General features: G+C 57.4%; 14 protein-coding genes. 7 read left to right on the top strand and 7 right to left on the bottom strand.

All coding sequences use genetic code 11. The features are described 5' to 3' along the window. The first annotated feature begins 429 nt into the window (after positions 1 to 429). The 3 genes from VGG64_22985 to VGG64_22975 all read left to right on the top strand — a co-directional run bounded on the left by VGG64_22985 (position 430) and on the right by VGG64_22975 (position 2,818). The gene (locus VGG64_22985) at positions 430 to 789 is read left to right on the top strand and encodes an MmcQ/YjbR family DNA-binding protein (GenBank protein HEY1602487.1); all 360 of its coding nucleotides are present in this window, start codon (positions 430 to 432) and stop codon (positions 787 to 789) included. 189 nt (positions 790 to 978) lie between these two features. After that, a complete protein-coding gene (locus VGG64_22980) occupies positions 979 to 1,482 on the top strand; it encodes a DUF1569 domain-containing protein (GenBank protein ID HEY1602486.1) in 504 nt (167 codons plus the stop codon). A 115-nt stretch (positions 1,483 to 1,597) separates the two neighbouring features. Beyond that, positions 1,598 to 2,818 carry a DegT/DnrJ/EryC1/StrS family aminotransferase gene (locus VGG64_22975; protein ID HEY1602485.1) on the top strand — a complete coding sequence of 407 codons (1,221 nt, stop codon included), beginning with the start codon at positions 1,598 to 1,600 and terminating at the stop codon, positions 2,816 to 2,818. A 137-nt stretch (positions 2,819 to 2,955) separates the two neighbouring features. Here the strand turns inward: VGG64_22975 and VGG64_22970 are convergent, their stop codons facing one another. Further along, positions 2,956 to 3,993, bottom strand: a complete 1,038-nt coding sequence (locus VGG64_22970) for a hypothetical protein (protein HEY1602484.1) — start codon at positions 3,991 to 3,993, stop codon at positions 2,956 to 2,958. A gap of 95 nt (positions 3,994 to 4,088) precedes the next feature. After that, the gene (locus VGG64_22965) at positions 4,089 to 6,668 is read right to left on the bottom strand and encodes a CehA/McbA family metallohydrolase (GenBank protein HEY1602483.1); all 2,580 of its coding nucleotides are present in this window, start codon (positions 6,666 to 6,668) and stop codon (positions 4,089 to 4,091) included. Positions 6,669 to 7,151: 483 nt separating this feature from the next. Here VGG64_22965 and VGG64_22960 point away from each other — a divergent pair, with 483 nt between their 5' ends. From VGG64_22960 to VGG64_22950, 3 genes are read left to right on the top strand one after another with little or no spacing between them, the layout of a single operon-like run. Further along, entirely contained in the window at positions 7,152 to 8,081 is a 930-nt protein-coding gene (locus VGG64_22960) for an IS1595 family transposase (protein HEY1602482.1), read from the top strand. Between the two features lie 7 nt (positions 8,082 to 8,088). Next, positions 8,089 to 9,714: a DNA methyltransferase gene (locus tag VGG64_22955; GenBank protein ID HEY1602481.1), complete on the top strand. Its 1,626-nt coding sequence runs from the start codon at positions 8,089 to 8,091 to the stop codon at positions 9,712 to 9,714. A 25-nt stretch (positions 9,715 to 9,739) separates the two neighbouring features. Then, positions 9,740 to 9,889: a hypothetical protein gene (locus VGG64_22950; protein HEY1602480.1), complete on the top strand. Its 150-nt coding sequence runs from the start codon at positions 9,740 to 9,742 to the stop codon at positions 9,887 to 9,889. Here VGG64_22950 and VGG64_22945 read toward each other — a convergent pair. From VGG64_22945 to VGG64_22935, 3 genes are all read right to left on the bottom strand, one after another. Beyond that, positions 9,886 to 10,689, bottom strand: coding sequence for a hypothetical protein (locus tag VGG64_22945; protein ID HEY1602479.1), 804 nt, complete (start codon positions 10,687 to 10,689; stop codon positions 9,886 to 9,888). The two genes, VGG64_22950 and VGG64_22945, sit on opposite strands and share 4 nt — an antisense overlap. A 125-nt stretch (positions 10,690 to 10,814) precedes the next feature. Continuing rightward, positions 10,815 to 11,309, bottom strand: a complete 495-nt coding sequence (locus tag VGG64_22940) for a hypothetical protein (protein ID HEY1602478.1) — start codon at positions 11,307 to 11,309, stop codon at positions 10,815 to 10,817. 65 nt (positions 11,310 to 11,374) lie between these two features. Next, positions 11,375 to 12,889: an amidohydrolase family protein gene (locus VGG64_22935; protein ID HEY1602477.1), complete on the bottom strand. Its 1,515-nt coding sequence runs from the start codon at positions 12,887 to 12,889 to the stop codon at positions 11,375 to 11,377. A 588-nt stretch (positions 12,890 to 13,477) separates the two neighbouring features. On the opposite strand from VGG64_22935, the gene VGG64_22930 reads away from it, so the two are divergent. After that, entirely contained in the window at positions 13,478 to 13,795 is a 318-nt protein-coding gene (locus VGG64_22930; protein HEY1602476.1) for a hypothetical protein, read from the top strand. Between the two features lie 569 nt (positions 13,796 to 14,364). Here VGG64_22930 and VGG64_22925 read toward each other — a convergent pair. Further along, positions 14,365 to 14,565, bottom strand: a complete 201-nt coding sequence (locus tag VGG64_22925) for a DUF1524 domain-containing protein (GenBank protein HEY1602475.1) — start codon at positions 14,563 to 14,565, stop codon at positions 14,365 to 14,367. After that, entirely contained in the window at positions 14,565 to 14,987 is a 423-nt protein-coding gene (locus VGG64_22920; protein ID HEY1602474.1) for a hypothetical protein, read from the bottom strand. Before VGG64_22920 ends, VGG64_22925 begins: the two co-directional genes overlap by 1 nt. Positions 14,988 to 15,306: the final 319 nt, after the last annotated feature.

The raw sequence follows: 15,306 nt of genomic DNA, 5'->3' as shown, positions 1-15,306 counted from the left end.
CCGGGCTGCACGCAGAAAAATGTCGCGAGTGGGGCATTTTTGAACCAAACCCTCAGCACTGTCGTAGTAATGGCAGAGGAGAGAAGAGTGGGAGCGATTGGGAACAGAAGGGGCAGTTAGGGCCGACGAATAAGGGAGCCTCGCGACGGCGCGTGTTGAAATGCACGGAACAATTCGAGGGTCTGGAACAGCCCCTCGAATTGATACGGCAAATCCCCGGCGATGAGGCTCAGGAGAAAAGACAACCGTCGCAAGGCGGTTTTTCTTTGCGCGGCCGGAAATAAGGATCTGACGGAAAACCGCACCCTCTGTCGGCCGTGACCTTCGCCGCGCATCTGCCAAAACTGAGGCGACTTGCAATGCTGGCGTTGTCGGCTCCAATAACTCGCGGCACATCGGCAGTCCTACCTCTCGCGCGAGTAACTAGAAATGCCGCCGCGTCCGCTCACCCGCCTGCGCAAACTTTGCCTGGCTCTGCCCGAGGCTCACGAAGTGGAAGCCTGGGGCGAGCCGACATTTCGGGTGCGCAATAAACTCTTCGCCATGTACGCCAACGCCCATAATCATCACGGTGGCGGTCGGCATGCCGTGTGGCTGAAGGCGGCCCCGGGCGAGCAGGCGCGGATGGTACACGCCGCGCCCGCTTGCTTCTTCGTCCCGCCCTATGTTGGCAAGGGAGGCTGGGTTGGCATATGGCTCGATGGCGATGTCGATTGGGACGACGTCGCCGAATTCGTGCGTGAGGCCTATCGGCTAATCGCGCCCAAGCGGCTACTCAACGATCTTTAATGATCTCAACCGTCAACACGCATGATCGAATGACTACTTAAAGCCAGCATGCAAATTGATTGCCGCATACCAATCGCACGAGTAGAGTGGTGGGCAATGGTCGTCTCCTTGCCATCGCCCCAGGCAGCAAGCAGACGGTTGAGGAATAATCGCCAAGCGCACACCTCTTCCGACGGAGGAATTGTCTCAATGCCCGTCGACACGCGCAAAGTCACCGGCCGTCGTCCAGTGCGTTACGATTCCTTTGAGGACATCGTGGTCGATGCCGAACGCCTCGCGGCGCTTGAACTCACGTCGCTCGGCAACTGGTCGCTGGGTCAAACGTTAAAGCATTTGGGGTCGGCGATGGAAGGCTCCGTCAACGGATCAGGCTTCAAGGTCCGCTTGTGGCTGCGGATCATCGGCCGCATCTACGTAAAGCGATTGTTGTTGAACGGGCCATTTCCGGCGGGCTTTCAACTGCCACGCTCGGCGGCAAAGCGACTCGTACCTGACGAGACCTCACCCGGCGAAGGGTTGGATGCCCTGCGTCGCGGCATCATGCGGCTGCGTTCCGAGACCACGCGCTCGGTGCATCCCGTGGCAGGCCCCCTGTCGATCGAGGAATGGAATCGCTTTCATCTCCGCCATTCGGAAATGCATATGAGCTTTCTTGTGCCCAAGGCTTATGCGCAGCCGGAAGCGAATTTGTAAATGCCGTCGTGCGGATGCCATTAACCGCACGGAGCGCTCTTCCCAGGTCGGGGCTCGGGATGGCAAACTGATCATGCCGAGTCCTCCGATCCTCCCTTAGGTGCGTAATTTCGTTATGTCTACTCTCGCGCTGCGTGGTGGCAAGCCCACCAAGACCAAACCGTTTCCGCAGTGGCCTCAATACGACGAACGCGAACGAGAGGCCTTGCTCGGTGTGCTCGATAGTTGCGTCTGGTGGCGGACCCCCGGCAGCAAGACTCTACAATTCGAGCGCGATTTCGCTGCTTATCACCAGGCCCGTCATGGCATCGCCGTGACCAACGGAACACACGCGCTCGAGGTGGCGATTTTGGCCTTGGACATAGGGCCCGGCGACGAAGTGATCGTGCCGGACTATACCTTCGTGGCCACGGCGAGCGCCGTGCTTATGACGGGCGCCGTGCCCGTGCTAGTCGACGTGACGGCCGACACCTATTGCATCGATTGCGATCAAGTCGAGCGTGCGATCGGCCCGCGTACCAAGGCCATCATCCCCGTACACATGGGAGGACATCCGGCCGATCTCGACCGCTTGAGCGAAATTGCGACACGACACAGCCTTATTTTGATCGAAGATTGTGCCCACGCGCACGGCAGTCAATGGCGCGGCCGGCCAGTAGGCACGTTCGGTCGGGCAGGCACCTTCAGCTTTCAACAGAGCAAGTTGATGACCGCCGGCGAAGGGGGCCTGATTATCACCAACGACGACGATGCCGAGCGACTGTTGCGCTCGGTGCATGATTGTGGTCGCATGCCGGGCGAGTGGTTTTATAGCCATTTCATTTACGGTTCGAACTATCGGCTCAGCGAGTGGCAGGGCGCGATCCTGGGTGCCCAGCTTACACGACTCGACGAGCAAACACGCCGCCGGCACGACAACAGCCGCTTGCTCGATCGGCTGCTAGGCGACATCGAAGGAGTAACACCGCAGGCGCTCGATCCGCGCGTCACCCGCAACGGGCATTACGCGTACATTTTCTACTACGATCGTGCCGCGTTTGGCGGCCTGCCCACCGAACGCTTCATCGAGGCCATGATCGCCGAAGGGATTCCGAACCAGGCCGCTTATCCGCCAGTACACGCGTTGGACGTCTTCACCAGCGGCGCATTTCGCAGCCGCCTGCCGGCCGGCGTCGATGGTCATCCGAGCTGGAACGGCCCTTTCCCCATCACTGAGCGTGCAGCGTGGGAGACTTATTGGGTGCCTCAATATGCCCTACTTGGAGACGAGCAGGACATGCACGAGATCGCCGCTGCCGTGCAAAAGATTCAACAGCACGAAAGCGAGCTGCGCTGAAGAAGCTCCGTATCCACCACAGAGACGCAGAGGCACGGAAAAGAGACGGTGGAGCGGACACAGTGGAATGGACACAGCGGAGAAGACACGACGTTAACAACCGACGCGTTTATCGTTCCGAGTTCCGCGATGTGTAATTAGTATTTACAGCGAGAACTGTGAATCTCGTACGGGATGTGTTCCTTTTTGGACTTGCCTGCCTCGTGACAGTGCAGGCAATACTTCTGGTCCGGCACATCGCGATGGCGTTTGGTCGAACCGATGTGTACCTCGTGGCAGCTGAGGCAGGTCATCGTCTCCTGCCCGTGCAACACGACGTTGCGCACATTGTCCAGCACATGCCGATCGGCCGGATTGATTTTCGGGTCGTCGGCCAAAGCCCAGTCGACCTGAAAATCCTTGAACAGATTATCGCCCGCCACGAAGTTATTCGGATAGGGCCGACCCGATGATTTCGACTTGCCGAAGCGAATGTGACATTGTGCGCAAATCGAAGTCACCGCAGCCGCCGAGTCGTGGCGAACTTTGGCAAGTGGCATCATCTTCGGATCGTTGGCATGTTCGGCCGGCGAGTCGCCATGGCAGGTGTAACAATCGAGCGACAGGGCAGCGAACGCGTGCGTCTCGGGATCGACGGCCGTGGCATGGCAGCCAGCACACTCTTTCGCGAAAATCTCGGCATCCCAATGCAGCTTGTCGGTTCGATCCAGCCGCGCCCGTCCCGTCCGCGACAGGACGGCGCCCGTCGAAAGCATCTCTAGTTTGCCGTAGGCCGCCGCCCGCTTGAGAAAACGATTGCTGCGGGAGTCTCCCATGATCAATTCGACCTGCTCGGCAATTTCCTTGGCGGCTGGGTCCGCACGCAGGGCGATGACGGCAGGCTCTTTCGGCTCGGCTTCGCGAATCGTACGGTTGTGCTTGTTTTTGCCCCAGGTGACCCCGACCTCATTGCGGTGGCAGAACAGGCATTCGCCACTTTCCATGTATTCAGGCAGCGGCTCGCCCACGTGATCGGTCCCCCACGCCGCGGGATCGATACTTTTGGTCGCCGCTGGCTCTTCGGCAGCGCGCGCGAACTGCCGCGGTGCTACCCAGATAGCCCGCGACATCACGACCGCCAGCAACGCGATCGTCAGGCAAAAACACCAGCGAATACGCTGAACATTGGCGAGCATGTTGATTTCCTAGACGACGACTCCCGCTGCATGCAGTTTGCGCGCTCGGGCGACGAGGTGCAACGCTCGTGGCACCACGGCAATCGGCATCCGCCTCAATGCTTGTGCTGATGCGGCTTCGAGGGTTTGAACCCGGGCTCAAGCGGCAAAGGCAAGCCCAGCATATCGCCGTTTGGCTGAAAGCCGTCACCCGCGATGTCGACAAAGATTGGGTTGCCTACCGCCGTGGGCATGATTTTGCCGAAGTACGGACCCATGATCGGGCCCACTTCTTTCCCTTCGCCAGCACAGGCGACGATCAAGTGGGCATCGGCTTCGAGCGCGATCGGCAAATCCTCGGCGAAGACGACGGTGGCCTGGTGGAATTTATCGGGATGCGTGCGCCGAGTGTAATTCCATTTCGGCTCTGGCTTGCCGTTGACGAATACTTGCACCCGATTCACCTCCAACCAGTTGGGGCACTGCACGCGCACCTGCAAGTGCAGCTTGCCGCCCGGCGCGGCCAGGTCCTCGCCAACCGCGGCGGTGTCGTTCCCCTGGTCAGCCTTGGCTTGCACTTCTAGAAACGGCCCATTGGTCATCATGATGTTGCCGTGCTCGCAGGTGTGCACGAGCGTCGGCACCGACGCCTGTGCCGGATCGTCAGTCGAAGACTTTATAAAATTACGCATGCCGCCGGATCCGTGAAAGTTCCAATGCGCGTCGGTGTTCACCACGCCCGGCACGCGGTAGCCGAGGTTCAGCAGCTGCAGCCAGTGAAAGATGCGATTCCCCTCCTCGCGCTCGGTCGGTAGCTTCGTCGGCTGCGAGAAGATCGTATCGAGCGGATGCACTTCCACGACGTCCATGAAGCTGAACATCTTCTCGAAGCCGCCGTCGGCAGAACCATCCAGATCACGGTCGGCGACCATTTGCACAATATTCGGATGATTGATCTGCACCAGCTTGTCCGACCCATTCTCCCACATCGCCAACCGCTCGATCTGCACGACCGGATCGATGTCCGACAACGGCGCACCGCCGTCTTGTGTGCGCGGATGAGGAGTCAGCGGAAACGCGTTTTGATGATTGATCGGCAGCGGTCGGCCCGTAAGCTCCATGCCCGGACAGCTCAGCATTTTTTGCCGTGCGGCAAAAAACTCCAGGTGCGGGTCGTACACCGTGATGCGGTTATGCTCCGTGCAGGGCGCGAACTCGATATGCTCGGCCAGCAGATTCAGGACCCGCCCACGCTGGCTCGACGTATTGTCGCCCGACGGGGTCGAGTGGCTATGGAAGTCGGCACTGAGCCAGCCCTTGGTGTCGACGGTGCGTTTCAGCTCGGCGGTCAGCGGCGTGTCTTTACCGCGCTCGACAGAAACGGTGGTAAAGACCGCGTCGAATTCTGGTCCATAGCTGAGAATCACGTCGTACTCGCCCGGATCGAGAGGGACGCGAAATTTGCCATCCTGCGAATAATAGAGATTGCGCACTCCGTGAATCGCGCTGTCCGGCCCGAAGTTAGGATCGGCCGTGCCGTTGCGACCGCGAAACTGCACCTTGCAGGCCGTTTCCGCACCGCCCAGGCCGACGATCTTGGCGACCACGTAGCCCGCGGTTGGCAGTTCGATGCTTTGGCGAACATCCCGCGCGGCATCCAAGGTCACAGCTTTCTCGCCCCGTCCTAGAGCGCTCGCAACTACCTGATAGCTCCCGGCTGGCAATCGCGTCGACAACTGGCCTTTGGCATCGGTACGGCCGTGCGCGATAGGTTCGCCAGCAGCCGTTTTTACCTGGATCTCCGCACCGTCAACAGCGCCCTGAGAATCATTGACCGAAAGCTCCACCTTCAGCAGCGACTCGCCGCGCAGCTCCCGCGCGATCGCCAAGACATCCAGCGTATTAGCGGCGGGAAACAGGTAGCGAACCGTTTCGCGGATTTCGCCCGGCGCAAGCGGTGCCGCCGTTGACGCACTGGCGATCCGCAATTCGGGGTGTTCGCCGCGTTTGGTCGCATTGGGCACGAATCGCCAGGCCGGATCGAGGATCACAGCGCCATAAGCCTGCCGCCAAAACGAATCGTAGGCCCAAAACAGACCAAGATCGTCTACCCTGCCAAAATCAAATTCGCCGTCGGCGCGAATGGCGTCGCCGATGCTCAGTTCCAGGGGCTTATCACTGGTGCTCGTCACGCGCGTGATAATCTTCAGCCAACGGGCCCCCTCAGGCAAGACGTAGGTTACCTCCGCGGTCGACAGCTTGTCGGCTGCCGGACCGCGAAACATCAGCGTTGCCTCTTTTTCCTGACCGACAGGCGCTTTTTCGAGTAGGGTTCCGTCGCTGGCCAGCGGCCCCACCAACTCGTATTGAGCGTTGAGCGGGTAGTAAGCGCTGAGCTGATCGTTTTGATCGTTGCGCGCTGTGAGATCTATCACCGACCCGCGCACGTTGCGGACCGTCATATTCGCGTTGCGCTTGGCAATGGCCTCGGCGATGACCGCCACCACGCGATCGTTGCGCAGCATCCAGTCGCCATAGATGCAGTCGACTTCCTTGCCTTGCGGCGCGGCATCGTCCCATGTCTCTTGCGAAAGACGTACCACTTCGGCCGCCGGCGAGACGCTTGGAGAGGTGGCGCAAACAAAGGTGATGGCCAGCCAGGCTAGCGCCACGGGAACAAAATGCCGTCGCTGCATGATGAAAAACTCCAGGTGACGTTAAATGTCGTTCGATTGCCAGGCTAGCATAGCGGCTGATTATTAGACGATTGTGTCCATCGCGTATGTATAGAGGAGGGACGCCAAACTAGGATCTCGATGGCGCGGCCGACACCCACTGCGAGTGCGATTCCCTTCCGCCCGCACAGCATCCCATGCGGCGCACCCGGGCACAACGCACAACGAGACAGGCACATTAAGGCGGACAGGCCAACCCTGACGGCAAGCGGCGCCCCCATTTAAAAAGCGTCAATGGCGTCGCCAGAAAATCGCTGCCCGACAGCGTTGGGAAACGAACTGGGCGTCCGCGGTCATAAACTTATTGACGCGCGAACGCCCAGATTTTCGTCGCATTAGCTACTCAAGCGACACCCACCCCGCAGCAGACAATCGGTCATTATGGACGCAACTTAGGGTAACAATATACTTGACTCAGTGACGAAAACCCGCTAAACTGCGGGCATGGATACCAAATCGCTACCGAAAACGCTGGTCGAGGCCATCCGACATTTCTCTGATCCGCAGGTTTGCCATGACTTCATGGTATCAATGCGATGGTCGAATGGCGAAGTGACTTGTCCCCGCTGCGACTGCAAAAAGGTCGGTTTCATCAAGACTCGCCGCACTTGGCAGTGCAAGGGATGCCAGAAGCAGTTCAGCGTAAAGCTGGGCACGATCTTCGAGGATAGCCCGCTTGGAATGGACAAGTGGCTCCCGGCCGTCTGGCTAATTGCGAACAGCAAGAATGGCGTAAGCAGCCATGAGCTTGCTCGGTCGTTGGGTGTCACGCAAAAGACAGCTTGGTTCATGCTACACCGGATTCGCCTTGCAATGCAGACCGGATCGTTCAATAAGTTCCTGGCTGGCGAAGTGGAAGTTGACGAGACGTTTATCGGCGGTAAGGCCCGCAACATGCATCCGGGCAAGCGCAAGGCCAAGGGCACCGGGACCGTCGGCAAGGCTGTGGTAATGGGGCTGCTGGAGCGGCACGGCGAAGTTCGCACGAAGGTCATGCCCAACACAAAGCGTCGTTCGTTGCAGCCGGAAGTGCGAGCAAATGTCTATCGGGGAGCGGAGGTGTTCACCGATGCCCTCAAATCGTACGAGGGGCTAAGCGACGAATACGCCCATCAGGTGATCGACCATGCAGAGTGCTACGTCGATGGCAAGATTCATACGAATGGCCTGGAGAACTTCTGGTCGCTGCTCAAGAGAGGCATCAAGGGCACTTATGTCAGCGTCCAGCCATTCCACCTATTCCGCTACCTGGACGAGCAAACTTTCCGATTCAATAAGCGACAAGGCAATGATTGCAGTCGCTTCCTAGAGGCCATGATCGGTATCATTGGCAAGCGAGTCACGTTCAAAGAACTAACTGCCACGGAAGGCTAGGGGCCAAGTGAATCATCTTTACTACGGCGACAATCTAGACGTACTGCGCCGCTACGTTGATGACGAGTCTGTCGATCTCGTCTATCTCGATCCGCCATTCAAGAGCGACCAGAATTACAACGTACTTTTTGCCGAGCAAGACGGCAGTCGCTCGGCCGCGCAGATCCAAGTGTTCGAGGATACATGGAAGTGGGATCAGGGCGCCGCTGCCGCATATCAGGAGGTTGTCGAGTCTGGAGAGCAAGTGTCGTTGGCGATGCAGGCTATGCGTCAAGCGCTCGGCAACAACGACATGTTGGCATACCTTGCGATGATGGCGCCGCGGCTAGTGCAACTGAGACGCACTTTAAAATCAACCGGCGCGATCTACCTGCATTGCGATCAGACAGCGAGCCATTACTTAAAGGTTCTTCTCGACGCTGTTTTCTCGCCCGAGAACTTTCGGAGCGAAATAATTTGGAAACGTACAACGTCCCATAATGACGCACGCCGTAATTTTGGGATCGTGTCAGACTGCATCTTCTACTACGTCAAATCTTCAGTGGCTCCATTCTTCCGGCAGTTCAAATCATACGATCCAAAATACATCGAATCGAAGTATCGTCACGTCGATGCCGCAGGGCGCATTTATCGCTTGTCCGATATGAGGAGTCCGCATCCAAGACCGAACTTGACCTACGACTACAAAGGACACAAACCACACCCCAACGGGTGGGCGGTATCACTTGAAAAAATGAAGCAAATGGACGCAGATGGATTGCTTGAATTCCCAAAGAAAAAAGATGGCAGAATACAAGCGCGGAGATATCTGGACGAACGGCAAGGTATGCCAATAAATAACGTCTGGGACGATATCCCGCCTATTAACGCTATGGCACAAGAGCGACTAGGTTATCCAACCCAAAAGCCTGAAGCGCTTTTAGAGCGAATCATCAATGCTAGTAGTAAGGAAGGCGACACAATTCTTGATCCATTTTGCGGATGCGGCACCACGATTGCTGCCGCGCAGAAACTAGGTCGCAAATGGATCGGAATCGACATTACTAACCTCGCTATCTCACTCATCAAGCACCGTCTCCAGACTGCATATGGTGAGACGGTCAAATATAAGGTGATTGGCGAACCGGTATCAGTGGAAGACGCAGAACAGTTGGCCCACGATGATCCGTACCAGTTTCAATGGTGGGCGCTGGGTCTTGTCGGGGCGCGGCCTGTTGAGCAAAAGAAGGGCGCGGATCGAGGGATCGACGGGCGCCTTTTCTTTCACGATGAGGCAGAAAGCGGTAATACGAAACAGATCATATTTTCGGTTAAGGCCGGGCATACCGGTCCTGCACATGTCCGAGACCTCGTTGGCGTCTTGGATCGCGAGAAGGCCGCGATCGGCGTACTGATAACAATGCAGCAGCCAACGGCGCCAATGCGCAAGGAAGCGGCGAGCAGCGGCTTCTACACGTCTACGTGGGGGCATGGCGATCCGACCAAGCATCCGCGCGTCCAGATCATGACCGTGGGCGAACTCTTGGACGGAACGCGGCCAGACTTCCCGCCAACGCGAGACCTTCGTACCTTTAAGAAAGCGCCGCGGGCAAAAGCAAAAAAGTCAGACGGGCAGAAGCACCTAGATATGTAACTGGTCATATAAAGAGACCTAACGCATGGCCGCAAAGAAAACCGACAAACCAACGGAATACCGGCAGTTCGAGGAGCTTGCGAAGGGGCTGCTGGAAGTGCCAAAGGCCGCGCTGGATAAGAACGTGCAGCGATACGACGCGAACAAGAGACGCAAAAAGAAGAAGCGCGCCTAGTTGACGGATTCAAGGCGCAGCAAGACGTATGACGCAGATTCCTCTTTATCAGACGTGTAGTAAATTTGCGTCGTCTTCTCAATATGCGCACGGTATCGTTTCGGCCACTGCACAGGATTGTCTTCGCTGATTGCGGTCGTATACGATCCCTTGATGTCAGCGCCGTCGTCGGCAATGAAGTGGAATCGATGACGAGCAGCATGCTCGCCACCGGCAAACATTCCTGTAACGATAATGGTTTCCGAGTGCGTTTCGCTTGTGCTATTGAGTACTTCTATGAGGCGCCCAAGAGATTTGCTTTCCATGAACAGGCTGCTCTTCAACGTCTCGCCGCGTACCCACTTAATATCTGCGCCCAGTCCATACTGCACATGATCATTGGCCCACTGATATACTGCGCGCACAGTAGGTGCACCTAGCCGCTTGCCATGCTTGGCAACGTCCTCGGATGTTTGGGCATGCGCAAGCTCAAAGATGGCCGACATTGCCTCGTCCATTACGCTCTCAAACAAATCGAGGCGCTTGTTATCGAACGTAAGGACAATGCCCAACGATCCCTGAAAGGAATAGCCGACTCCGAAGGTTGTCTCTTCGAGAATGTCGGCGCCCAGACGCGCGACCTTTTTGGGTGTGTTCTTGATCGCATCGTAGGCGAGCGAGTAAGCCGCCTGAAAGTGTATCAGTGCGTGGCACACCGGATTGACGGTCGCACGCACAAGATCAGCGAAAAAGCGATACCTACAAACGTCGACACCTTGGCCGGCTGCAAGTTCCGCAAACTGCGTTTCAAGCACGCTCATGCGCTTCCGCAGCGACCGTAGGCTCGCCTCAAGCGATGGCGACGGAGATGCCGACAGCGCACGCTCGTGATGCGCAATCGCATCCGTCGTGTCCCGCAGCTTGTCGGCAAGTTCTAGAAGTACGCTCATGGCTCACCTAGAGCCAAGTTTACCACAACGATTCCCTTCGGTGTGCCGTTCCGACCGCGGCCCCATTGACGTTTCCAATACTCGAAATTACCAAGGCCGACTGAATGATTCGGATGACCGATTGGCCACTCCAAATGCAGGTATCCGTCAATGGAATCGGTTTGCCAAAGCCCAGTCATCCAATCAATCGTCTGGACTTGGTCCGGGCTGCCGTTGTCATATGCAGCAGCCTGTATGCGAAGGCTGATGTCAATGTCATCGGGATCGATTTTCTCGGTAAGAAAGCTACCATCGATCCAAAGCTCCCCGTCTATTCGTTTCTCACGTAGAACCGCGATAATGTGTTCGAGGCGCCCCATCAGTGCGGCACGCGACGATGACCCAGGGAATCGCTTTTCATCGACTGCTAGAGCACGAAGCTCCGACGCGGTCATGACGTGAAAGCCATCCGGAAGCAGAGGCGGAAATTCATCCTTGTTTGAGCCGGCCATCGGAGGCGATAATACCCCCACGCTAGGGGCCGGTCAACACTGAGTCAAGTATATTGTTGCCCAACTTAGCTATTCACGTCGTCGCGTACCCAGCCATAAGCGGCGTTTTCGCGCGTGCCGCCAAAATGGTCGTAGGCAACCTTTAGCTTTGAAAGTTCGTCCTTGGGAATGTTCTTGCGCTGCTCCTTCGGATCGACGTTGTAAATCTTCGCGGCGTTCAGCCCGAAGATATTCGCCTTGTCTTCCTTGGTCAGCTTCTTGTAGCCGAACTTCTCGCACATTTCATCCGTGATCTGGAAGCGCTTAAAGGCGTCGATCACCCATTGCGGCGAACCCCACCACAAGCAATCCGTTCCCCACACCACGTGATCGGACCCGTACGTCTTCACGTTCTTGCCGATCAAATGCTGGCACATCTCGGGCTGGAAGACTACTAGCGTGCCAAAGCTGGAACCGATCTCGGGATAGACGTTGTTGATCTGCGGATTGCGTTCCTTGATCTTCATCAACACGTCGTGCCAGGCGAAATCGCCGGTCTTCGGATCGTACTTCTCAAGCAGTGCATCCTGCTCGATACCCGGCGCATGCTGCATGGCCGAGTGATAGATGACGAACGTCAGGTCGGGATGATCGAGCGCGGCTTTCTCGACGTCTTTCGGATTCGCCAGGTGCCCTAGCGTTTTTGACTGATACGAAAAACCCTTGTGGACGCTGATCCGCTTCATACCCAACTCCTTCGATTTTTCGTAGAAGGGGTAGGTCAGCTTCTCGTCGTCCAGTTGGAAACCGTTGCCCGAGCGACCCGGGTCGGTATGGCAATACCACTTCCAGGAATCGATGCCGTACATCTTCATTTCGCGCTCCATCTGCTCGAAGAGCGCGACTTTGTCCTGGGTGTTGGTCTTCATGTCCCAATAGTGATTGGGCGCACAGTTGCCTTGGCACAGGGCCCGCTGGCTGCCGGCCATTTCGTTGATGTCTTTCTTGCGGGCCGACATCAACCAACTGGGCAACACGCCGCCACCGCGCTTCGGTCCTTCGACCTTGTTTCCCTTGCGATCGACGTGCGTCTCGCGCCCGGGCACGCCCGAGATGACGAGCATTGACGTCTCGCTGTCGAAGTACATTTCCTTGACGAAGTTCGGGAAGGCGTACGACTCGTCCGTGTCGTCCAGCTTAAATCCCATGTTCTTCACGAACTCTTGATTGCGGAAGCCGATCGCAATGCCGTTCGTAAAGTGGGACTGCACGTCGATGATGAAGTATTCGCTTTTGGGGTACTTGTCCTCGTACGCGCCGGGCTCCATCGTCTCGGCTTCGTCGACGTCCCAGTAATTGCCGAAAACTTTGTTGCTGGCCAGGAAGCAAGTGGCCAGACCCATGCTGCTAGCCATGAACGCGCGGCGCTCCATGCCCAGACGCTTGGCGTTCTCCTCGCCCATGGTGTTGATCAGGTATTCAACCTGTTTTTGCTTAGCGGTCTGCGGGCGAGGAATGAATTCCTCATTCGAGACGACCTGCGTCGGGATGGCAGAATTGACGCCCTTTTTTCGGTCCCTGACCCATTTGGGAATCCACATCGGGGATCACTCCTCAGTAAGAAAGCGGGACGGACATTGAGACGAACAAGCCCGCCACGGCCCGATCGAACCAACAAGAGAAGCACCACGAACTGCCGCCACGGACTTCGACATACTGTGCCGGCCGAGTCGACCGCGAGAAGAGAATAGCGGCCACCCGGCCCGAGCGATCGCCTGGGCAACAATTCGGACCGGTGGATTATAAGTACGGGCGAATGGGAGTGCAAAGCGGCTAACGCGGATTATGCGCCCCTGCCGAAACGCCGTCGCAGAGCCCTCACTGACGACGGCCGGCACCCCCTTTAAGGTCGGCATGGATTGACCGTGTGGTCGGGGGCGATGCGGTAGGTTGGCGAGACTCAGCCCGCCGGGGGGCAACGTAATTGTCGCCGGGGGATTACTGACGTTGCAAATCATTGCCGCCAGCGGACCAGGGTGCCCCGGGAGCGACAGCAATGCCGGCCCAGGATCGGCTGCAATCGACGACAATCAGAGGTCGTCGGCGTTAGAGTCCCGGTTGTGCTGGTGGTCGCGGGTCATGGCACTGTGTCAGATGGAAATATGGGTAGGGACCGAGCGGCAGCATCCATGCCGCCACCTAGAGAGCGCGACGTCATCCCGACGTTTCGGCAGCGCCAATTCGTCGTGAGCGATCGCGGCCAGTTGCAGGGCGGCCTCTCGCCCGCTGCGGCCAGCCGCGATGACAATCGTGTCTCGATGGACATCCAGGTCTATCCTGAGGCCGTTGATCTGGCCTTCGGCCTCTACGTGAAGTGCCGCCAGATCATCAAGGAATACCGTAACGCCAATACGATCTACAGCCCGAGCGAAATGGCGGGTCGTACCGGTCATGTCTGGAGCTGGTCGTTTCAATCCGCCGGTCTTGTCGACTGCTACAAGATTTGATTAGCGTTGCTGCTCAGCGCCATCGTCACCGTTTCTTTCTCTCTCCCGTTCCCTTTTCGCTCTTGCCGCGCCTCCCCACCATTGTGCTTCCGGGAAAAGCTGTCGCCCTCGCACCCACTCGGCTTCGGTTGCGTTTATCGGTATGACTACGTGCGCAATTGCTTCATCACCAAACAAGCGCTGCCAAGCCGGGATACTTACTTCGCGAGGTCCGGGAGAGTCACGTGACTCGACGACCGTTGTGACAAAGCCGCCGTTTTGTACGACCCATTTCAAGAACATCCTTCGGTCTGCGATCGGTCGGCGTGCCAGTGACAGGCAAATCGTCAGGGCCGTTAGCATCACGAATAACGTCCCCAGCCCAAACTGGAACCACCGGCGTCGGGTGGGCGGAGCGATGGCCATGCGGCGAACCTATCGGAATCGTCGGCGCCATTAGTTCAGGCTGTTGCCGGCCGTGGCCGGTTGGCAGCCAGGATCGCGGCCAGCGTCTTGGTGGCGCACTCGCCTTATAAGCGAACGGATGGACCGGGCAACTGGCTGGGTTCGACTCCCCCGGTTACTGCTGATTATCGCACCTCTAGTGACCAAATGCCTATCGCCAAATCAGCTAGTTGTTGCTGCCTGTCGTCGATCTGTTCTTTGCCCCAAGTCGAATACTTTAGTACCTGACAAGTAGTTTCCAGGGTTGCCGGTTCATCAATTGCCGCCTTCTTTGAATCGAATCCCTCGTTGCCCAGTCCCGAAATTGTACTGGCGCGAAGAAACACTAGATTACCAATCCTCCTACGCTCGGAGCATAGGACGGGATTGGCACGGAAGTTGATTCATCATTGCCGTGTTGCCTTGAACCATCCGATGGCAGGTTCATTCGCAACTCCGGGAAAAGTGCTTGAATCCGCCTTTTCATAGTAATGTTTGCGTTGGGAGGCATCGACAGCATGCTGATCGTGCCGTCCCCAAGCCAGATGCGAATTGCGCTAATTGTTTCCTTCCCCGGAAGCCAATCGCGGGTGTCCTTCTGCATCATAGCTGAGCCGCCGTTCTCATTGATCCATTTGCGCATTGCACTGCGGTCACGTATTATCTTTAACTCGCAACCCAGCCATATGGCGAAGATGGTCGTCAGCAAGAACATCGACCCCAGCGAGAACTGGAACCAGTGCCGGCGGGTGTAGGAAGCTTGGGGCATGGCCTGCATCCCCTACCGGCGAGGAATGATCAGCAATATCGCTGCGGCGATAAGCAACGCACCCGAGACCGCATAAACCAGCACGTTGCTCGGGAGCATGCGTATAAGCATACCGCCACCGATGACCATCCCCATAATCCCAACGATCCGACGGCTGTGGGATGCGCGGCGGCGGGTGGGGAGAGGGGTTGGCATCAAGGCATCTTAAACTGCTGCTGCCCTCATTCCGCTTGGGCAAGCGAACGGCCGACAATGCACGCCGATCGCTTGCCCAAGCGGAATGAGGGCAGCAGCAGTTTAAGATGCCTTGATGCCAACC

The organism is Pirellulales bacterium (assembly GCA_036490175.1).
GTDB lineage: Bacteria > Planctomycetota > Planctomycetia > Pirellulales > JACPPG01 > JACPPG01.
The sequence above is the reverse complement of the archived record's forward strand: the minus strand, read 5'-3'. Positions and strand labels throughout refer to the sequence as shown.